Origin of the sequence: Paenibacillus sp. FSL H7-0737, from assembly GCF_000758545.1 — a bacterium.
GTDB lineage: Bacteria > Bacillota > Bacilli > Paenibacillales > Paenibacillaceae > Paenibacillus_AQ.
The window spans coordinates 6,008,361-6,029,586 of sequence record NZ_CP009279.1 but is presented as its reverse complement, the minus strand read 5'-3'; the positions used below and the strand labels follow the sequence as shown (position 1 = coordinate 6,029,586).

The 21,226-nt window shown below is 39.2% G+C and carries 23 protein-coding genes; 21 read left to right on the top strand and 2 right to left on the bottom strand.

The window, feature by feature from the left end:
- Window positions 1–232: 232 nt before the first annotated feature.
- The 11 genes from H70737_RS26240 to H70737_RS26190 all read left to right on the top strand — a co-directional run bounded on the left by H70737_RS26240 (window position 233) and on the right by H70737_RS26190 (window position 12,224).
- Window positions 233–1,198: a glycoside hydrolase family 43 protein gene (locus tag H70737_RS26240; RefSeq protein ID WP_042192047.1), complete on the top strand. Its 966-nt coding sequence runs from the start codon at window positions 233–235 to the stop codon at window positions 1,196–1,198.
- A 209-nt stretch (window positions 1,199–1,407) separates the two neighbouring features.
- A complete protein-coding gene (locus H70737_RS26235) occupies window positions 1,408–1,974 on the top strand; it encodes a TetR/AcrR family transcriptional regulator (protein ID WP_042194583.1) in 567 nt (188 codons plus the stop codon).
- Window positions 1,975–2,015: 41 nt separating this feature from the next.
- Window positions 2,016–2,849: an aldo/keto reductase gene (locus tag H70737_RS26230; RefSeq protein ID WP_042192046.1), complete on the top strand. Its 834-nt coding sequence runs from the start codon at window positions 2,016–2,018 to the stop codon at window positions 2,847–2,849.
- Window positions 2,850–3,109: 260 nt separating this feature from the next.
- Window positions 3,110–4,015 carry an NAD(P)/FAD-dependent oxidoreductase gene (locus H70737_RS26225; protein WP_042192043.1) on the top strand — a complete coding sequence of 302 codons (906 nt, stop codon included), beginning with the start codon at window positions 3,110–3,112 and terminating at the stop codon, window positions 4,013–4,015.
- Between the two features lie 100 nt (window positions 4,016–4,115).
- A complete protein-coding gene (locus H70737_RS26220; protein WP_042192040.1) occupies window positions 4,116–4,616 on the top strand; it encodes a cysteine hydrolase family protein in 501 nt (166 codons plus the stop codon).
- A 106-nt stretch (window positions 4,617–4,722) separates the two neighbouring features.
- Window positions 4,723–5,391 carry a Type 1 glutamine amidotransferase-like domain-containing protein gene (locus tag H70737_RS26215; protein WP_042192038.1) on the top strand — a complete coding sequence of 223 codons (669 nt, stop codon included), beginning with the start codon at window positions 4,723–4,725 and terminating at the stop codon, window positions 5,389–5,391.
- Window positions 5,392–5,604: 213 nt separating this feature from the next.
- Window positions 5,605–6,093: a DUF2199 domain-containing protein gene (locus tag H70737_RS26210; protein ID WP_042192036.1), complete on the top strand. Its 489-nt coding sequence runs from the start codon at window positions 5,605–5,607 to the stop codon at window positions 6,091–6,093.
- Between the two features lie 520 nt (window positions 6,094–6,613).
- Window positions 6,614–7,018 (top strand): GNAT family N-acetyltransferase, encoded by a 405-nt coding sequence (locus H70737_RS26205; protein WP_038573410.1) that lies wholly within the window; start codon window positions 6,614–6,616, stop codon window positions 7,016–7,018.
- Between the two features lie 69 nt (window positions 7,019–7,087).
- Complete coding sequence (locus H70737_RS26200) at window positions 7,088–7,516, top strand: SRPBCC family protein (RefSeq protein ID WP_042192033.1); 429 nt, start codon at window positions 7,088–7,090, stop codon at window positions 7,514–7,516.
- Window positions 7,517–7,762: 246 nt separating this feature from the next.
- On the top strand, window positions 7,763–8,260 hold the full coding sequence (locus tag H70737_RS26195; RefSeq protein WP_042192030.1) for an LURP-one-related/scramblase family protein: 498 nt from the start codon (window positions 7,763–7,765) through the stop codon (window positions 8,258–8,260).
- A gap of 436 nt (window positions 8,261–8,696) precedes the next feature.
- On the top strand, window positions 8,697–12,224 hold the full coding sequence (locus H70737_RS26190) for an alpha-amylase family glycosyl hydrolase (RefSeq protein ID WP_042192028.1): 3,528 nt from the start codon (window positions 8,697–8,699) through the stop codon (window positions 12,222–12,224).
- An 82-nt stretch (window positions 12,225–12,306) separates the two neighbouring features.
- Here the strand turns inward: H70737_RS26190 and H70737_RS26185 are convergent, their stop codons facing one another.
- Window positions 12,307–12,900 (bottom strand): YdeI/OmpD-associated family protein, encoded by a 594-nt coding sequence (locus tag H70737_RS26185; RefSeq protein ID WP_042192026.1) that lies wholly within the window; start codon window positions 12,898–12,900, stop codon window positions 12,307–12,309.
- Window positions 12,901–13,088: 188 nt separating this feature from the next.
- Window positions 13,089–14,009, bottom strand: a complete 921-nt coding sequence (locus H70737_RS26180; protein WP_042192023.1) for a phosphotransferase enzyme family protein — start codon at window positions 14,007–14,009, stop codon at window positions 13,089–13,091.
- A gap of 206 nt (window positions 14,010–14,215) precedes the next feature.
- On the opposite strand from H70737_RS26180, the gene H70737_RS26175 reads away from it, so the two are divergent.
- The 10 genes from H70737_RS26175 (at window position 14,216) to H70737_RS26140 (ending at window position 21,198) form a co-directional block, all read left to right on the top strand.
- Entirely contained in the window at window positions 14,216–15,094 is an 879-nt protein-coding gene (locus H70737_RS26175; protein ID WP_042192021.1) for an aminoglycoside phosphotransferase family protein, read from the top strand.
- A 229-nt stretch (window positions 15,095–15,323) separates the two neighbouring features.
- The gene (gene ahpC / locus H70737_RS26170) at window positions 15,324–15,887 is read left to right on the top strand and encodes an alkyl hydroperoxide reductase subunit C (protein ID WP_042192019.1); all 564 of its coding nucleotides are present in this window, start codon (window positions 15,324–15,326) and stop codon (window positions 15,885–15,887) included.
- Between the two features lie 14 nt (window positions 15,888–15,901).
- A complete protein-coding gene (gene ahpF / locus H70737_RS26165) occupies window positions 15,902–17,431 on the top strand; it encodes an alkyl hydroperoxide reductase subunit F (protein WP_042192017.1) in 1,530 nt (509 codons plus the stop codon).
- A gap of 225 nt (window positions 17,432–17,656) precedes the next feature.
- Window positions 17,657–18,025, top strand: coding sequence for a hypothetical protein (locus tag H70737_RS30905; RefSeq protein ID WP_052404436.1), 369 nt, complete (start codon window positions 17,657–17,659; stop codon window positions 18,023–18,025).
- Between the two features lie 30 nt (window positions 18,026–18,055).
- The gene (locus H70737_RS30900; RefSeq protein ID WP_156113248.1) at window positions 18,056–18,232 is read left to right on the top strand and encodes a methyl-accepting chemotaxis protein; all 177 of its coding nucleotides are present in this window, start codon (window positions 18,056–18,058) and stop codon (window positions 18,230–18,232) included.
- 15 nt (window positions 18,233–18,247) lie between these two features.
- Complete coding sequence (locus H70737_RS31540) at window positions 18,248–18,379, top strand: hypothetical protein (protein ID WP_269321781.1); 132 nt, start codon at window positions 18,248–18,250, stop codon at window positions 18,377–18,379.
- A gap of 114 nt (window positions 18,380–18,493) precedes the next feature.
- Window positions 18,494–19,210: a purine-nucleoside phosphorylase gene (gene deoD / locus H70737_RS26155; RefSeq protein WP_042192015.1), complete on the top strand. Its 717-nt coding sequence runs from the start codon at window positions 18,494–18,496 to the stop codon at window positions 19,208–19,210.
- Window positions 19,211–19,448: 238 nt separating this feature from the next.
- Complete coding sequence (locus H70737_RS26150; RefSeq protein ID WP_081951218.1) at window positions 19,449–20,459, top strand: cation diffusion facilitator family transporter; 1,011 nt, start codon at window positions 19,449–19,451, stop codon at window positions 20,457–20,459.
- Between the two features lie 73 nt (window positions 20,460–20,532).
- Window positions 20,533–20,853 carry a metal-sensitive transcriptional regulator gene (locus H70737_RS26145; RefSeq protein WP_042131123.1) on the top strand — a complete coding sequence of 107 codons (321 nt, stop codon included), beginning with the start codon at window positions 20,533–20,535 and terminating at the stop codon, window positions 20,851–20,853.
- Window positions 20,854–20,961: 108 nt separating this feature from the next.
- Window positions 20,962–21,198 carry a glutaredoxin family protein gene (locus H70737_RS26140; RefSeq protein WP_042192013.1) on the top strand — a complete coding sequence of 79 codons (237 nt, stop codon included), beginning with the start codon at window positions 20,962–20,964 and terminating at the stop codon, window positions 21,196–21,198.
- Window positions 21,199–21,226: the final 28 nt, after the last annotated feature.

Below are 21,226 nucleotides of genomic sequence, written 5' to 3'. Positions count from 1 at the left end.
GGCCTGTTGATTAGCTAAATTATAGTTATGGAAATGTGAGAACATTAGCTGAAAATACTTTAGGAGCGCCTTAGTGTACCTTTTTTTGAAATATCAGAAAGTATAAGTTTCACATGTCTACTCATGTTCTGATGTTTCTCGCAGAAACGGAACCGTCCCTATAAGGACGGTAAAATCCATTTCTGCTTGGCTAATCAACAGGCGTAATCTCAATCAGGAGGAGAGTTCTATTATGGCAACAAAAAATGAACCGTTAGTTACCCATCTCTATACAGCCGATCCCTCCGCTCATGTATTTGAGGGCAAGCTGTATATTTACCCATCCCATGATATTGACCATGATGGACCTACAAATGATAATGGTGACCAATATGCGATGGAAGATTATCATGTGTTTTCCTTGGAAGATCCTACATCCCCCTGTGTAGATCATGGAGAGGCGCTTCATCTTCGGGATGTGCCTTGGGCTTCGAAGCAAATGTGGGCGCCCGATGCCGCGTACCGGCAGGGGACGTATTATTTGTTTTTCCCGGCCCGGGACAAGGAAGGTATTTTCCGTATCGGAGTGGCTACGTCTACTTCTCCGTCTGGTCCTTTCCAGGCTCAAGAAAGCTATATCGAAGGGAGCTTCAGCATCGATCCAGCCGTATTCGTGGAAGAGGACGAAAGAGCCTACATGTATTTTGGCGGCTTATGGGGTGGACAATTAGAAAAGTGGCAAGACGGTATTTTTCAACAAGATGCGCTAGAAAAGGGTCCAGAGGAACCGGCTTACGGTCCTTGGGTGGGTGAGCTGAGTGAAGACATGCTGACATTCAAATCTGACCCTCAGGAGATTACCATTATTGATGAAGAAGGGAACTCAATCCTTGCGGGTGATGAAGACAGGAGGTACTTCGAGGGTCCATGGATGCACAAGTATAAAGGGAAATACTATCTCTCGTACTCTACTGGCACAACCCATAAGATCGTCTACGCGGTGAGTGATAAGCCTTGCGGACCTTTTGTTTTTCAAGGAACGATCCTGAATCCAGTTATTGGCTGGACGACTCATCATTCTATCGTGGAATTTAACGAGAAATGGTATTTATTCTATCATGACGCATCGCTGTCTGGCGGCGTGGACCATAAACGTAGTATGAAATTTACAGAGCTTCATTATGAAGAAGACGGCAGAATCCGCACGGTAGAGCTCTAATTGAAAGAACAGCCTCCCTTTTTTATAGGATTTATTATGAAATTATACTTAAGGGTGTCTTGAAGCTAATACTTCAGAGACATCCTTATTTGTCTTTTTACCTTCATATTATAGGAAATAGTTTCTAATATTCTGATTGCTTTTTTTATAAATGAGTTTTATTGTAAAGAGGAATGAATATTCATTCCGTAGGAAGAGAGGTGTTTTTATTGTCTACAAACAAGCAAGAGGAAATTTATAAAGCGGCTTTAAAATTATTTGCAGAAAGAGGTTATGATGGAACGACGGTCCCTATGATTGCGGAAGCGGCAAAAGTAGGAGCGGGTACCATTTATCGATATTTTGAAAGTAAAGAGTCACTAGTTAATTCATTGTTTCAAAAAGTAGTGATGGAGTTTTCAGAGACCATTAAAACTGATTTTCCAAACTCAAATGAAATTCGTGAGCAATTTCGCCATGTGTTTTATCAAATGGTCGGATTTGCAAAAAGCAATATATACGCGCTGCTATTTATAGATTCACATGCGGAGTCATATTATTTGAATGAGAAGAGCCGGAGCATGTTTGATGGATTTATGAATTTTTTAGTCGCAATCATAGAAAGCGGTAAAGAGAGAGGGGTGTTCAGCTCCCTTCCTTCAAATGCATTGATCTGCATTGTTTATGGCGCATTTGTTAGCTTCTTCAAAGAAATTCAACATGGAAAAATAATTGAGACTCCAGAGCTTATTCAAGGAATAGAAAGAAGTTGCTGGAATGCTATCAGAATCGACTGACTCAGCTGATATAAAATAATAGTGTATGGGAGGATTATTCTATGGAAAATTACCTATTAAATAATGGGGTTTTGTTACCAAAAGTCGGATTGGGTGTATACCAAATGAAAAATGAACACGAAGATGCAATCATTTGGGCATTGAGAAATGGATATAAGCATATTGATACCGCCGCTTTTTATCATAATGAGGAACTTGTTGCAAGTACTATTAAAAAATCAGGTGTAAATCGAAAGGATATATTTATTACAACAAAACTGTGGAATTCAGATCATGGTAAAAGAACGAAACAGGCTTTTGAAATGAGTTTGAAAAAACTGGGGACAGATTATATAGATCTTTATTTGATCCATTGGCCATCCCCAAAATATGTTGAGAGCTGGTTGATATTAGAGGAATTGTACAAAGAGGGTAAAATCAGAGCCATTGGTGTGTCTAACTTTGAACAAACGCACCTGAGTGATGTATTGAAGCATGGCTCAATAGTACCTGCAGTAAATCAAATTCACACAAATCCGTTTTTACAGCAGCCCGACTTGCATAATTATATGGTGAATAAGAATATCCAACATGTAGCGTGGAGTCCTTTTGGACATGGAAACAAAAATTTATTCGATAACCCTATATTAACAAGCATTGCTGAAAGACACGGTAAAACAACGGCTCAAGTTATGTTAAGATGGAACATTGAGCGCAATGTTGGAGTTATTCCCAAGTCGGTTAATCCTGCAAGATTAAAGGCGAATCTGGAAATCTTTGATTTTAGTTTATCTGATGAGGAAATGAAACAAATATCGACATTAGATAAAAACAAAAAGGGATTTGTTAATCCTGACAACAAGCTGTTTTTATGGGCTACTACACTTTTGCGGTAATTTAGTTGGAATTCCAAGAGGGCAATGATTAAATAGAAAAATCCTTGCCTTTTAGATTTATTAAAGTTATTATAGATTCACAAAGTCTTTAATTGGAATACTTAAAGGAATTATTCTTAGTATCTAGAAACAAGAAAATAGTGGATCTGGCAACAATTATAATGACGGAGTAAGATCCGTTCTTTTTTTAGGAAAAATTAGAGATAACACAAGTCTCTAATATCTTTAATGTAAATTGAAAAGCGAAAGGGAGAATTAGTATGACTCATGATTGTGTAATTATCGGTGGAGGACCGGCAGGTCTAAATGCTGCTCTCGTGCTAGGTAGGGCAAGAAAAAGTGTGGTTGTGATTGATGAAGGACGCGCACGTAATAGGGTTACTCGAGAAACGCATGGCTTTCTTACTAGAGATTCTATAAGTCCAGGCGAATTTAGGAGGATTGCGAAGGAGCAGATTAGTGCCTATCCATCCGTTACTTTTGCGGAAGATACCGCCCTATCGATTAGGGGAACCGATGGCGATTTTCAAATTACGACGGTTCAGGGTCAGACTTTTCAAAGTAAAAAGGTGCTCTTCGCCATAGGGATGAAGGACCTCCCGATGGATATTAAGGGACTCTCAGACGTATATGGTAAAAGCGCCTTTATCTGCCCCTATTGTGATGGATGGGAACTAAGAGATCAGCCTCTTGTCGTAATTGTTAAGGGAGCCGATGCAACGCATATGGCCCAAGTGTTATCTGGTTGGACGAAAAAGATTACCATATGTACTAATGGATCTGATGACTTAACGGATGCACAACGCGAAGAGCTAAATCAACATAACATTCCTGTCTATGACTCACCGATTCAGTCGATCGAATCTGACAATGGCATGGTGCAGCAAGTTGTGTTGAAGGATGGTACTAGCATCGTATGTACGGGGATATTTTTTAGACCGAAGCTTAGGATCGGGTCGGATTTGCCACAAGACATTGGTTGTGAGCTCACAGAAACAGGAACAGTCATCGTTGATAATCTCGGTAAAACGAACGTTCCAGGCGTTTATAGTGCCGGTGATGCAGCAACACATCTTCATCAAGCCATTATTGCCGCTTCTATGGGCTCCTTAGCTGGGGTCGGCATTAACAACGAACTAAATGAAGAGGAATGGCGTAACATATAATGCTATTGTACAAAATAGTCTAATTCATTTATTCCCTTGAGCTGAATCTACATCCAGATTAATATAGAAACTATATATGTTCTGAGAGGGGTAGTTCAAAATAAAAATTGGATTCCTAATTATTGATATGCAAAACCTTTTCTTACACGATCATATGGAGAAATTAAATGTAAGTGAGGCTTGTGAATACATTAATCATGTGTCTGGGTTACTTCGTGCGAAGGACCAAATCGTCATCCATATACAAGACATGGAAGGGGCGAATGCGGATACGGATCCAGAAGCAAGAAATAGTATACCGGAAATTACAGTAGCACCCACGGATATCCAGATGGCGAAAGAATTCTCTAATGCTTTCTGGAAGACGGATTTGGAACAACTTCTACGTGAACATGGTGTTGAATTCATCATCGTTGCGGGCTTCGCCGCAGAACATTGTGTAACCTTTACTATTAACGGTGCACAAGAAAGAGGCTTTCAAGCAGCCCTTTTACAGAAGGCAATCCTTAGCACACGGCCAGATGCTATTACCTCGATTTACCGTGATCGGCATATGATCTCTTACCCGGTGATCGAATTTTTAATGGAGACCATTGCTTAAGATTCTACTAATAGAAGCTATTGTTTATAATTGGAGTTACGTATTAGATAACTAATATGTAACTTCATTTTATTATCGTGGAAAATACATATGGAGGTAATTAAGTTTGAGTACTCACTACTATCTCAGTTGGTTTAATAATTTTTTTCCAGAGAAGCTGGTCCATTGTTTGCATGAGGATATACAAGACAGAAAATCGCTTGTTATGATTAGCGCTGAACCGTCTGGTTATACAGGGGAGCAAATTAACATTGATGATGTTTCTGAATGTACATGGTTAAATCAGGCTGACATTATTTTTGATGAATATCATTTCATTGATTATCGCATGCAGAAGGAAGAGGCCCAGCGATTAATTCACAACGCTTCTGTCATTTTTTTATGCGGTGGAGATCCTGTTTTGCAAAACGATTTTTTGGCGGATTATGAATTATCAAATGTTATTAAGAACAGCAATGCCGTTATAATGGGTGCCAGCGCCGGTGCGATAAACATGGCTGCAAAATGGTTATGCTTGAAAAACACTGGCAATGAAGTTGAAACAAGTACTATTTATGATGGTATTGGCTTTGATCATTTTGCCTATGAATCTCATTCTAAACGCGACTACGCTACGTTTGTTCAAGGTTACCTGTTCCCCTTGTCTGAAGAGATTGATGTTTATGCGGCAGAACAGGAGAGTGCAATGCGTGTAAAGGACGGCAAAATAGAAATAATGGGTCCTGTATATTTAATTTCCCACTCAAAGATTCAGAAATTGGTTGAGACGCTCTAATTAGGCTTACAGCGAATCATCTTAGGTTATTAATATCTCCAGGACTTATTGTTGGGCAGAAATGATAAATTTTAGACCGCCTTCAATGGCGGTCTTTCTATGTCCGGCAGATGCTAGCTGTTCATTTTATTGAACTAACGGGCAGGATAACTCAGTAATTTCGCGAATAAGACCTTATAAGAAATCACCAAGAAACTATAAGGAGCAAAAAACATGAAATGCCCTCACTGTAACAACGAATTAAGTGAACTTCCTTTATGTTACGGAAGTGAAGCGCCATATTATTTTTACACTGTACCAGAAGAGAAAAGAACAGAATTAATTAGAGATTTTTGTGTAATTGATGAACAGCATTTCTTTATTAGAGGACATATTGAAATACCAATAATTGATACTGATGAGAAATTTATATGGAGTGTTTGGGTTTCTCTTAGTGAAGAAAACTTTTTGAAATCTAATGAATTATTGCACGTAGAAGGAAGGGAAACTGAAAAACCTTATTTTGGTTGGTTATCGACTGAACTTTCAATATATCCAATAACTACATTATCGTTAAAGACAATGGTACATACACAAGAAGTTGGTGCTGTTCCGTTAATAGAATTAGAACAAACGAATCATCCACTTGCAGTTGAACAAAGAGAAGGAATTACAATGGAGAGAGTTAAAGAAATTGCTCATTTAATAAATCATAGTCTGTAAGAGAAGGATTTGAAAGTATAGTCGAAAAAGCTGCCGACATCTTATAAAATCGTATCTACGCCGCGTCGCTGCTCTCCTTGGTCTGCTAAGGGTTTTTCGGTGAGGCGTAATCAGCAGATAACCCTGCAAGGCTAAGTCTATCGGACTGGTGCGTAATGTCGATTAAGCAAGCGGGGCACATTAGTGGATTAGCGGTTGCTTCGGCAGCCATTTTTTATTTGTTCAACTAACGGGCAGGTTAACGCTATAAACCTCTTAGGATTAGTATGCTTAGGTAAAAAAAGTATTCTCCTGAATTCTCTAATGTAAATAAATACAAATTCCACTTCAGTTAATCCATTTTCTATACATATTTTTAAGAGTATATTGAGGTAAATAAAGTGATTATTCACTTTGATAAATCCGAAATTGCTTTGTCGGTATTATTTTACGGCTTCGTAAGGATTGCAAAATCATCGAAATATGGGAGTTTAAAACAGAGGTTGTGCCGTAGTTAGTTTTATGAAAGGAAGGTACAGTGGTGAGTATTTATTACGCTTCAAGCAAAGAGGATATCACTAAGGATGCACTCCAAGAGTTATTTCTTTCAGTAGAATGGGAGTCTGGCAAGTATCCAAACGAGCTTTTACAAGCAATCGGAGGGTCTCATTCAATTGTTACCGCTTGGGAAGGAGGAAAGCTTGTCGGTTTAATAAATGCTTTGTCAGATGGTGTTTTAACGGTATATTTTCATTATATGCTTATTAATCCTAGTTATCAGAGTATCGGTATAGGTAAGGAAATGATGAATATAATGCTTGATAGATATAAAGGGTGTAAAACAAAAGTATTAATTTCTTATCCTCATGCAGTGGATTTCTATAATAAATTTGGCTTTAATACAGAGGATGGAGCTACACCAATGTTTATCTCAGAGTTGATATGATTGATGGTATAATTTTCGTATACAAATAATTACATAAATTAATTCCTTATAAAAAAGGGGATGAGCAATATGGCAAATATCGAGCACTTGCAGACCGTGAATGTTCCAGCTTCAAAGGTATATGAAGCATTAACCACTGCAAAAGGACTTTCAGAAATATGGACAAATGAACTAATAGTCAATGATCAGATCGGTTGTATAAATGAGTTTCGATTCGGCGGAAAAGGCTTAACAAAGATGCGAGTTGATGAGCTTGTTCCCGATAAAAAGATTTTGTGGCAGTGTGTTGATTCAGATCCAGAATGGATAGGTACGACAATTTCTTTTGATATGAGGGAAAAAAACGGGAAGACTTCAATCATTTTTCGTCAGATGAATTGGGAGGAAGTGACCTCATTTTATCGCGTATGTAATTATAACTGGGCTATTTTTTTGTACAGTCTTAAACAGTATTGCGAAGAAGGCGAGGGTCTTCCGTATCATAAACGGAAGTTTTAGAACCATTGAGAACACGGATGGGTGACTAAAGTACATGATCTCGAGAACTGATTTCGAAAGTAATGGGTAAGTACGAAGAAGTTGTCACCTAAGTTTTTACAATCATTCGGTTCAACTATTGGGAAACTATAGTTCAATAATGAGAGGGTTAACGAAAGGTAGTTCATGGTTAGGTGGCTATCACTATTAATATCTATGATGAAATCTGCGCTTTAATAATATGCTTATATCGAAGGAGGTATTGGAATGAAGCAGCTTTATATAAAGCAGAAGGTATTCAGTCTAAGTGGTAAATTTACGGTAAAGAATCAGCAGGAGCAGGATGTCTATTATGTAGAGGGCAGTTTTATGCAAATACCAAAGACGTTCTCCATTATGAATACAACAAGAGATGAAGTCGCACTTATTACGAAGAAGGTATTTAGTTTTTTACCGAAGTTTTTTGTTGAGGTCAATGGCCGAGAGGTGTTAACGATTAAGAAGGAGTTTTCTTTCTTTAAAGCACGCTATACGATTGATGCGGCTGACATTGAGGTACATGGTAACTGGTGGGACATGGATTTTCAGGTCTTGCAGCATGGTGTAGTCATAGGTAAAGTGAATAAGGAGTGGTTCACTTGGGGTGATAGCTACAAGGTTCAAATACTAAATGAGGAGATGGAGGCAATCATAATTGCGTTCGTTGTTGCAATTGATTGTGTAAAAGCTGACCAAGCAACTGCTTCCTCATCAGCGACGATTTAATTTAGGGACATACAAAATAATATATTTAAGGAATTAATATTTCATAAAATCATACTAGAATAGTTACGAAAGTATAGAGCCTAGTTCTATAAATAGCGGTAATTTAAGATTTTAATATGCCTTGAACAACTGATGAATGAAAACGATTGAACTTTGTATTTAAACTCTTAAATTTTTATGTTTTTAGCCTAAAAGATGCATTGACCCGGAAAAGGTTGGAGCCTATAATCATAAACAGGGAAAATTCATTAGATATGGAGCTATCTGTAACCTGAGGATTTCTCAATAGTTCTATTTGTAAACGCATACAATGAGGTTTTTCCATATTTTCTAAGAAGGAGGAGATTGGATAAGTTAGATTGTTTCTTTTTTTCTCATTTTTGCAAACGTTTGCACAACGTAATTTGCACTTAAAATTAATGAGGAGGTTATTTAATTGGTACGAAAACAATCTAGGCGGTTTGTTTCTTGGTTGATCATTTTTTCGCTAATCTTTAGTTTATTCGGTTTATCGGGCGGGGCTTCAGCCAGCAACACTGATTATACAGTCTCCTATACGAATACCACAGCATCTGCTGTGACGTTGCATTGGACCACGAATAATTGGACGAATACTACGGACACAGTCATGTCTAAAAGTGGGACCACGTTTACGGCCAACCTCAATGTTCAGGAGGGTGCAACACTCATTTATTGTTATCACATCACAGCCCCGACGGATAGCTGGGACAGCAACGGAGGGAAGAACTGGACGGTAGTTATTCCGGTTGCTGGGAAGTATGAAGCTGAGAGCGCAGCCTTGTCAGGTGGCGCAAAAATAAATACGAATCACAGCGGTTATACCGGTACTGGTTTTGTTGATGGATACACTACCACAGGAGCAACTACCACCTTCAATGTTCAATCTTCCGCTGCAGGCGCCTATAATGCCACGCTTCGCTACGCCAATGCGACTGGCAGTGCCAAACAAGTTTCCATTTATGTGAATGGAGCAAAGGTAAAGCAGACCACTTTAGCGAACTTGGCAAACTGGGATGCATGGGGTGACCAAACAGAAACGCTCTTCTTACAGGCAGGAAATAATACGATCGCTTACAAATATGACTCGGATGATACTGGGAATATCAATATCGACTATCTAACTATTTCAGCCACAGCAACGCCAACGCCTACCGCAACACCAACACCAACGCCAACAGTGACTCCTACGCCAACACCAACCGTAACACCAACGCCAACAGTGACGCCTACACAAACACCAACCGTAACGCCAACACCAATAGTGACTCCTACGCCAACACCAACCGTAACACCTACACCAACTCCAACTTCGGCTGGCTTAACGGTTCATTTTAAGAAACCAGCAAACTGGAGCTCAACGATCCGAATCCATTACTGGAATCTGAGTCCGACAACGGTTCCGACAAGCGGAGCTTGGCCAGGAATTCTGATGAAATCGGACGGAAACGACTGGTACAGCTATACTATTGCCAACGCCACCGGCACAAGCCTTATCTTTAATGATGGAAACGGCAAACAGACGGCCGATTTGTCCCGCAGTGTAAAAGAGGGCTGGTATTCCGCAGATAATGTGTGGTATGACGCTAATCCAGAAATTCCGAAGATCCCTGTGATTTCAGTCTCACCTACGCCTAAGACATATGATTCTGCTCAAACCGTGAAGCTTTCCAGTCTCAATAGCAGCGATAAAATCTACTATACGACAGACGGGTCGACACCTACGACATCTTCTACCTTGTACACGAATCCAATCCAAGTAGTCTCTACTACGACTATCAAGGCTTTTGGTGTTAACTCCTTAGGTCAAGCAGGCAGTGTAGGCACTTTTGCTTATGTCATTGACCTAAATCTCGACCTGCAAGCCCCAACGATAACCGCGAATTTACCTGTTGGGAATTCAAGCTCTGCGGTCACCGTCTCTTTTAATATAAAAGATAACAAAGCAGCAACGACCACCGCATATTACACAGATAATGGGACGGAACCAACTACCAGTTCAAATCTCTATATCTCGGGCAATGCTTTAACTGCTCTGGCTGGACCGTCCATTCTTATTAATAAGACGACGACACTGAAATTCCTGGTGGTTGATGGTGCCGGAAATGAAACGAAACAGAGCTTTGTCTATACGATTGGAAATAAAGGCGATTTCCGCGAAGACACCATTTATTTCGTAATTACTTCACGATTCTATGATGGTGATCCGAGTAACAATGTACATTCATGGGAGGATGCTAAAGCAGGAAATCCGGATTCAGACCCAGCTTGGAGAGGTGACTTTAAGGGACTGATTCAAAAGCTCGATTACATCAAAGCGCTCGGATTCAGTGCTATTTGGATTACGCCAGTGGTGCAGAATGCCAGCGGGTATGATTATCATGGCTACCATGCGATTAACTTTTCCAAAGTAGATCCAAGATATGAGTCAGCGGGAGCCTCTTATCAGGAATTGATTAATGCAGCTCATGCCAAAGGGATAAAGGTTATTCAGGATGTTGTTGTGAATCATACTGGTAATTTTGGGGAAGAGAATCTGTTGCCTATGTTCAAAAAAGATCCGACTGCAGCGGACACCGTAAATAACATGCTTAAAATTACGGACAAACTGCCAGCTAACTATGATACGATGACCCCTGATCAGCAATATCAGGCCAGACTCGCAATCATGAAAAATGCGGAAACCAACAATAACATGTACCATACCGAAAAAAGTCTTTCCTGGGAATCTTACACCGTACAGACAGGACAGATTGCAGGAGACGCTGTGGACTTGAATACGGAAAATCCTGTAGTGAATCAGTATCTAATTGACAGCTATAATCAGTATATTGATATGGGTGTTGATGCTTTCCGGGTCGATACTGTGAAGCATGTAAGTCGGTATATTTTTAACAAATACTTTGTTCCTGCTTGGAAAACAAGAGGGGGCTCAAACTTCTTTGTCTTTGGTGAAGTGGCTACTCGGTACAGAGATGTATGGAATAGTGGAATTCCGGCAATATCGACTCCATTCTATACATGGAAAAGCTCGAAAGCCTATCCGGGTGATGGACAAAATGACTACGCTTCCAACAAGCTGTCAGTGGAACAAGAGTGGGCAGATAACTCTACTACAGCAGGGCAGCCAACCTCGAACAATGCTTTTTTAATAGGCAATAATTATCACGCGCCTGACTATTCGATGAAATCGGGTATGGATGTTATTGATTTCCCGATGCATTGGGCATTCAAGACTGCACAGGAAGCATTCAGTATGAAGAGCGGTGATCAATATTATAACGATGCTACTTGGAATGTAACTTATGTTGACTCTCATGACTATGCACCTGACCAAGCCCCAGAGAATCAACGATTTGCAGGGACACAAGACACTTGGGCTGAGAATCTCTCGCTGATGTTCACCTTCAGGGGAATACCTGCAATCTATTATGGTTCTGAAATTGAGTTTAAAAAAGGATCAGTCATCGATGTAGGCCCAAATGCACCACTTAGCTCAACAGGGCGTGCTTACTTTGGAGATCAAATTGAAGGTAGCGTTACTGTTCAGGACTACGGTAAGTATACAAATGCTACTGGCACACTTGCCGATTCATTAAACTATCCTTTGGCAAAACATATTAGACAACTCAATTTAATCAGAAGAGCAGTTCCAGCCTTGCAAAAAGGCCAGTATTCCACAGAAAATGTATCCGGTGATTTGGCATTTAAAAGAAGATATACCGATAGCGCGAAAGGCATCGATAGCTTTGCGTTAGTTACGATCTCAGGAAATGCAACATTTACCGGAATTCCGAATGGAACTTACGTGGATGCAGTGACTGGCGATACCAAAAACGTTACTAACGGTACAATCACTCTGGTATGCTCTGGAAAAGGAAACGCTAGAGTGTATGTATTGAACGGTAGCGGTGGAATTGGAGTAACCGGAACCTACCTGAAGTAGTATAAAATCTTTTAGTAAAAAGAGAAGAAGCCACCTCAGTTCGGATTGTTCACCGATCTAAGGTTGCTTCTTCATATACAACTTAATCATTTAATCCTTTTCCATCCAGAATTTGCGGCATCCATTTTTCAACCCTAGATACTCGAGTTTTGGATTGCTTGGGTTCAGAAAAATGATGAAGGTATGCTCTTTGCCGCCCGGGCGTCAAGGCTTCAAAAGCATTTTTCAAGGCAGGTATTTCATCAAGTTTAGTTTGAAATTCATCAGGAATGATGAAATCTGTATTCTTTTTAAATTCCACTTCCAAACCAGCTTTTTCAACCTCGATGGCTTCATAAATATATTCTTTTATGATGCTTTCTTTTTCAAGGATTTCTTGAACATTGGTGAACCGGATCTGGCGTGCAGCTTGTACATTCTCCGTTTGTTGAATCAGAATCCCATGGGTATCCTTTAATAAGACACCTTTATGAAACAGCAGTGCAATATATTCTTTAAATCCATGGATTAAGACTATGTTTTTGTTCTCAAACGTGTAACAAGGATGCATCCATTTAAAGTCTTCGGTCAACTCACAGTCAAGAACAATATTTCTCAACGTCTCGTATTCTTCCTGCCACTGTTTTACTTTCCTTAGAAATCCGTCCACCTTAGGATTCGTTTTACTATTAGTCATTAAGGAACACCCTTCTTCCTCGTAATCATATTAAGATTTCAACTTGCTTAGCTTGTCCCTTTTGTGGCTGATCTAATTGCATAGTTTGCATACAGACACTAGTAAAGCTAACATAATATTAGATGTCTCTTATGGAAATGGCTAGTAAAACTTATGTTAGCGAGGTATTTATGAACCGAATAGAAGTATCAATGTTTAATGCAAACTTCCTGCCACTTCATAAGCCAGTGATATTGTTGATCGCAAAATTCTTTGGATATACATTGTAATCCTTGGCATTGTACTATTCTTGAGATAATTTGAAAATGTCTGATCGCAATAAAATCGAAAATCGCAAGAAGTTCCCTCTCGCTCAGTGTGCGTATTTTACTATATCCATTATAAAAGTGTTCGTATAAACGTAAGGTTTGATCATACATTGATTCATGAAATTCATTAAAATGGGTATCATCACACATATATGCAACATCCATACTCGAATAATCACCTGAAGCGTCGTCAAAGTCAAAGAGAACATATTCGCCATGCTCGTTTCTGATCATATTCCCCGTATGAAGGTCACCGTGACAAAAGTTTTTTGGGAGCCTAGTGATGCGTTCCCATAATTCATTACCGTATTGATTAAGTTCTAGAATTTTTTCTGGATCAAAATGGAGTTCTTTCATATTGGAGATATAGCCATCGATGTAATCGACTTTCGTCCTGTTAATAAGTTTATTGGGATATAGTTTCATTAGGTTATGGAGTTCTGCAATCTGATTTCCGATACTCTCGGCCTCAAGCTTAACCTCGGGTATTGTGCCCTCGACATAATCGTATAAAATACCTACGCAGCTACCAACCTGATTACTAAGCATAATATGGCTATCATTTTCGACAGTTCTAACCACAGATACTGCTGGATATGAATTTGCTTTTAAATAATCTAAGATCTGAACCGTCTGCAAGGCGTCATCCGATTTAAAGTTACGGTATATTTTAAACATATACTTTTGTTCTTGATTCTGTAAGTAATATACTTTACCGATCATTTCTCGATGAAGTTCGATATTCTCTATATTTATTTGATAGGCTCGCTTGATTTCACCGATAAGACTATCAACTTTCATAAGCTGAATTCTCCTTTGAGTAGAACTTGGGCTATATAAATTATCTTTACTGTATATCCAATATGTAAATACTAACGATAGCTTATGTCACAAACAAATATACGGAAGTATTTTACAATAATGACAGCGAAGTTGAATATGGGCTGTTCAGCGATATTTTTTTATGATAGGTGACAACAAATAACTTTTGTTTGGAGAGATAAACATTGAATACAATTACCGTCGATTTAGTTGCAAGATTAATTAATGAACAATTTCCCGCGTGGTCCGATTTAGAGATTAGACCAGTAAAATTCAGCGGGAATGATAATCGAACGTTTCATTTAGGTGAGCATATGAGCGTGAGGTTACCAAGTGCAGCAGCTTATGCTCCACAAGTAGAGAAAGAGCAACGATGGTTGCCCATATTAAGTAAAGAACTCACGTTACCTATTCAAATACCATTAGTCAAAGGGAAGCCTAACGAAGAATATCCATTGCCGTGGTCTATCAATAAGTGGGTAGAGGGTGAGACATTAACGTACCAAAATATTAATGATCTTAACCAGTTTGCAAGAGATTTGGGAGCATTTTTAATAGAATTACAATCTATTGATGCTAGTGGGGGACCTTTAGCAGGAGAACATAATTTCTATAGAGGTGGATCTTTAGCTGTATATGATGAAGAGTCTAGACATGCGATTGAGCATAATAAAGATATTTTTAATGAAGATCTATTGAGAGAAATCTGGGAACTGGCATTAGATTCTAAATGGAATTCCAAGCCAGTTTGGGTTCATGGAGATATTGCGCCAGGGAATTTACTAGTCAAAGATGGAAAACTGTGTGCAGTCATTGATTTCGGAATCTTGGGTGTAGGCGATCCTGCTTGTGATGCGGCAATGGCATGGACCTTTTTTGATGAGGATAGTAGAAAGGTATTCAAGGATATATTACAGATGGATGAGGAGACTTGGAATAGAGCAAGAGGATGGGCTTTATGGAAAGCGTTAATCACATATAATGGAAATCGATATTCTAACCCAAAGGTAGCGAGAGAATCTTTGAATATTATAAATCTAATAGCAGATGACTTTGAATTGTAGAAATTGCCCTACATAAAACATGTAAACTAACCCATACTAGTTCATAAGTATGATAATTTATGAACATTTAGCGACTGACAACGATTATCATATTAGAATTATTATAAATAACTTGACAGGCCTTAATTTGGTTAATTATAATAATTACAAATAGTATTCAGATATGTGATGTTTGCAGATTTGAATATTGTATCCACAAAAAATAAAACTTAAAGGAGATTTAAATAATATGTCACTTATCGGAACAGAAGTCCTACCATTCAAAGCAAGCGCATTTCAAGATGGGAAATTCATCGATGTATCAGAAGAAAACTTTAAAGGTAAATGGAGTGTAGTTTGCTTCTACCCAGCTGACTTTACATTCGTATGCCCAACTGAACTTGAAGATCTGCAAAACCAATATGAAACCCTGAAACAACTGGGTGTTGAAGTATATTCCGTTTCCACAGATACTCACTTTACACATAAAGCATGGCATGAAAGCTCTGCAGCTATTGGCAAGGTAAAATACATTATGATCGGCGATCCTTCTCATGTGATTTCCCGTAACTTTGATGTTCTGATCGAAGCTGACGGTCTTGCTGATCGTGGTACATTCATCATTGATCCAGACGGTATTATCCAAACCGTTGAAATTAATGCTGGTGGTATTGGTCGCGATGCTAGTGCACTTGTTAACAAAATCAAAGCAGCACAATATGTACGCAATCATCCAGGTGAAGTTTGCCCAGCGAAATGGTCCGAAGGTGCAGAAACTCTTAAACCAAGTCTCGATCTTGTAGGTAAGATTTAAGGAGCGAAAGCTAAATGAAATTAGATCAAGAAATAAAAGCTCAACTAGCTCAATACCTAGAACTCTTGGAAGGCGACGTAGTACTGAAAATCAGTGCAGGCTCTGACGAAGCATCTCAAGAGATGGAAGCGCTGGTTGATGAAATTGCCAAAATGTCAGCTAGGATAACGGTAGAAAAAACCGAACTGCCTAGAACCCCAAGCTTTAGCGTAAATCGTGTGGGTGAAGATACGGGCGTAACCTTTGCTGGAACTCCGCTAGGACATGAGTTTACTTCATTAGTGTTGGCTCTACTGCAAGTTAGCGGAAGAGCGCCTAAGGTTGAGCAAAGTGTTATTGATCAGATCAAAAGCATTAATGGCGAATATAAGTTTGAAACTTATGTCAGCCTAAGCTGTCATAATTGCCCTGATGTTGTACAAGCACTGAACCTAATGAGTATCTTCAATCCTGGCATTACCCATACGATGATTGATGGCGGAGTGTTCAAAGAAGAGGTAGAACGCAAAGAAATTATGTCTGTTCCAAGCGTTTACCTTAACGGTGAATTTTTCGAAAGTGGTCGTATGACGGTTGAAGAAATTCTAGCTAAAATGGGTAGTACTGTAGACGCATCAGAGTTTGACAATAAAGCTCCTTATGATGTTCTTGTTGTTGGCGGTGGCCCAGCAGGTGCAAGTGCAGCAATTTACGCAGCGCGTAAAGGAATTCGCACAGGGATTGTCGCTGAACGCTTAGGCGGACAGGTTAACGACACACTTGGCATTGAGAACTTTATCAGTGTAAATTACATTGAAGGTCCTCAGCTAGTGGCTAAACTCGAAGAGCAAGTGAAAGAGTATGGCATTGATGTGATGAAGTTACAACGTGCCACACGTTTAGATAAGAATGATTTAATTGAAGTTGAACTCGAGAACGGTGCTGTTCTAAAGAGTAAGACGGTCATTCTGTCGACAGGTGCTCGTTGGCGCAATATGGGTGTGCCTGGTGAAGCTGAATTCAAGAATAAAGGCGTAGCCTACTGCCCACACTGTGATGGTCCTTTGTTTGCAGGCAAAGATGTTGCCGTTGTCGGCGGCGGTAATTCAGGGATTGAGGCAGCTATTGACCTTGCGGGTATAGTGAAACATGTAACGGTTCTGGAATTTGCTCCAGAGCTCAAAGCAGATGCTGTACTGCAAGATCGTCTTTACAGCCTACCTAACGTTACTGTGCTTAAAAACGTGCAAACGAAAGAAATTACCGGAACTGATAAGGTAGATGGTATTTCTTATATCGATCGTGCGACAGAAGAAACTCACCATATTGAATTACAGGGTGTGTTTGTACAGATCGGTTTGGTTCCGAACACAGATTGGTTAGGTGACATGGTTGAACGTACTCGCGTTGGCGAGATCGTTGTAGATAGCCATGGTGCTACAAATGTACCAGGAGTATTCGCTGCTGGCGATTGCACTAATAGTGCTTATAAACAAATCATCATTTCGATGGGATCCGGTGCAACTGCAGCTTTAGGTGCATTTGATTATCTGATCCGCAACTAATCGATACTGTTAATAAAAGCAAGTAACCCAAAGCCCTCACTTTTCACAAAGTGGGGGCTTTTTTGGATGTTATCCGTATGATGTGGGAGAAAAAAGGGGATTTGTAAACTTTTTTGGAGGATTTTATGAGAATATCTCGAATACATATTTCAAATATGAATTAAACAAAATTAAGAATTTAGCACGGTTGGAGAAACCTTTTGCTGGAATGGAGACTATATTTCTGTGATTAATAATATTGAATCTTTAGACAAATTTATCGCGATTATACCTATAATAAAATTATCTATTCCGGCTGATTTATCCATAGCCATATGTGATTTGGATCGGTTTGTTGCTTATTTTCCTGGCGATACCATTAATTTAAACATTACCGAAGGACAGCTTTTAAACAAAGAAGAACCGCTTTACATAGCTATACGAGAGAATCAAGCATTAAAGTCCGATGTTCCGGCCAACTTCTATGGATTCGAGTTTACGGGTACAGCGACACCTCTTCACGATCAAAACGGTCAGGTCATTGGCGGGATTGCAGTTCAGATTCGTAGACAAAGTGAATTAAAGGCTACTTATTCAATCCCAATAAGCTGGTAGAGATGTGGAGAATACTAAGAGGTCCTATCGATTATTAAAAAGCTTGCTGACCAAACGAATTTACTCGGGCTGAATGCAGCCATAGAAGCGGCTCATGCAGGTGAGAAGGGAAGAGGTTTTGAAGTAGTAGCTAAGGAAATTCAGAAATTTTCACGGGAAACCGTTTCTTCAACTCAAAACATAAATGAAACCATGTTACAGATTTAGGGGATTACGAACCAAATGGCTAATTCGATAGAGAAGATAGCGGCTATCGGACAAGAACAGGCTGGATCTGTTCAGCATACTTCTGCATTTATTGAGGAAATAAAAATAATGTCCCAAAAGCTTAACGGGTTTGCGAATAAATTGTAGCAAGAGAATCAGTTATTTTTTTGTTGAAACAAAAGAATATTTTAAACGTATATTTAAATTCATGAATGGTATAGTAAGATAGTAGTTGAGTAACAAACTTAGGAGGAATAAATTATGTCAACGCCGCACAATGCAGCACAAAATGGTGAAATCGCCAAAACAGTATTAATGCCAGGAGATCCGTTAAGAGCGAAGTATATCGCAGAAACCTATTTGGAGAACCCAACCCAATTTAATACGGTACGGAATATGTTTGGATATACAGGCACTTACAAAGGTAAAGAAGTGTCAGTAATGGGTTCGGGAATGGGAATGCCAAGTATCGGTATTTATTCTTATGAACTATACAAAAATTATGGTGTGGAAAACATCATTCGCATCGGTAGTGCAGGTGCCTACACAGATAAATTGAATTTATTTGATGTGGTACTGGCGGATAGTGCGTGGAGTGAATCTACATACGCCTATGTGCAAAGTGGTGTAGAAGGAGATGTGCAGCTGCCAAGTAAAGAATTGAACGAAGTCATTGAAGATGCGGCTAAACGTATTAACAAGCCTCTTTTGACGGCAAGAATTCATTCAAGCGATGTATTCTATCATGAAGATAACGTGCCAGGCCACAATGAATTTTACAATGAACATGGCTGTGTATGTGTAGAAATGGAGAGCTATGCATTGTTCCATAATGCGAAAGTATTAGGTAAACAAGCAGCATGTATTCTTACTATTTCAGATTCATTAGTTACTCATGCAGTAACCACGGCAGAAGAAAGACAAAATTCTTTCAACAGCATGATGGAAGTTGCATTAGAAGCAGCGATTTCTCTTTAAGATTAAGAAGTGGAAGATAAACTAAAACATCTTTATACAGAAATTGTATAGAGGTGTTTTTTTTGTGTTTTCAAGACTAAAGAGGATATACCCTTAGGTTTGTTATTGACAAGAAGAAAAATCCAGATCATAATAACATATGAGCACTTGTTCATATGTTATTATGATCTGGATCTTTTGAATACCACTGCGCGCGCATACTAATACTATCTTGCTGAAGGTAAATAGGAGGTAAATCATGAAGGACAAGAAGAATAATCACAATCATCAGATTGAGCATGTAGACGGGCAACACTCCGATCACGATCACAGCGATCACAATCACTCCCATGCAGGACATGATCATTCCCATGGGCCTCACGGTCATCATCATTTCGATCCTAGCGGAAACAAAAAAGGACTAATGATTGCATTAATAATTACAGTAGGAATTATGTTTTTGGAGTTTTTTGGCGGACTGGTCACTAACAGCTTAGCGCTGCTATCGGACAGTGGGCATATGCTAAACGATGCAAGCTCCTTAGCATTAAGTCTAGTGGCGGTCTGGTTTGCAACTAAACCTGCATCTCCCAATAAAACATATGGATTTCATCGGTTTGAAATTCTAGCGGCACTATTGAATGGGGTCACCTTATTTGTAGTTGCTGGGTTTATCATCGTGGAGGCTTATGGCCGATTCTTCGAGCCGCCTACGGTTGCAAGTGGTTCTATGATGCTGATCGCATGTATAGGTCTTTTAGCCAATGTTGCTAGTGCTTGGTCTCTTATGAGAAAAGGAGATGTAAAGAATAACATTAACCTTCGCAGCGCTTATCTTCATGTGCTTGGCGATGCTTTAGGCTCGGTGGGGGCTATTATTGCAGGTTTAGTTATGATGATTTTTGGATGGTATATTGCTGACCCGATTATAAGCGTACTAGTTGCTCTATTAATTCTTAGAGGCGCTTGGGGAATCATCAAACATACCGTTCATGTTCTTATGGAAGGTACACCGATTACAGTGAATCCATCTGAGGTGAAGGCAGTTCTTGAGAATATCGAGGGCGTTATAAATGTTCATGATCTTCATATTTGGACAATTACCTCGGGTCTTGATTCACTAAGCTGCCATCTCTTAATCAAAGATCAGGAAGATGATCAACGTATTTTGCAGCAAGCCATTCAGTTAATAGCGGAACGCTTCAAAATCCAGCATACTACTATTCAAATTGAAACATCTGTGATATCCCATGAAGTGATGAAAGTCTAATTATATTTTATATTTTGAATAGATTAGGGGGGCTATAGTATAATAAAACTATATGGAAAGGAGTGATTGGTGCATGGAAGATCATACGCACGAGCACGAATCATGTAGCACGGGTGAACGAAAAAGTCATCACTCTGAGAAGACTAAAAAGAACCTGGTTAGCCGACTCAATAGAATTGAAGGACAAGTAAGAGGGCTAAAGGGATTAATTGAAAAGGACACCTATTGTGATGATGTGCTGCATCAAATCTCTTCGGTCCAATCTGCTTTGAACGGCGTAGGAAAGCTTTTGCTAGAACATCATATGAAGAGCTGTGTCGTGGAACGAATTCAAGATGGTGAAAATGAAGTGTTAGATGAGTTATTAATTACCATCAATAAATTAATTAAATAATTGATAATAGAAAGGATTCGTTGGAATCCTTTTTTTATTTAGATTCATGTATAGTGTAGGGGGGTATACTAATATTGTTGGAAAATATAATGAAGGAGGACGACCCATATGAACGTAGAGGTATTTACAACACCGACTTGTGAGGATTGCAGAAATTTTAAAAAGTTCTTGAATGAGCATCATATTCCATTTACTGAATTTAATATTGCAGATCATCCTGACCATGCAGATACGTTATTTAATCGAACTGGAAAAAGATTGGTTCCCACCATTTTCATTAACAATCAGGTATTCTTCGGATTTGTGTTCAATCGTCAAGAAATTGAGAAACAGCTGCATGTCTAATGTTCAGTTCGGACAATTTCTCTGAGCA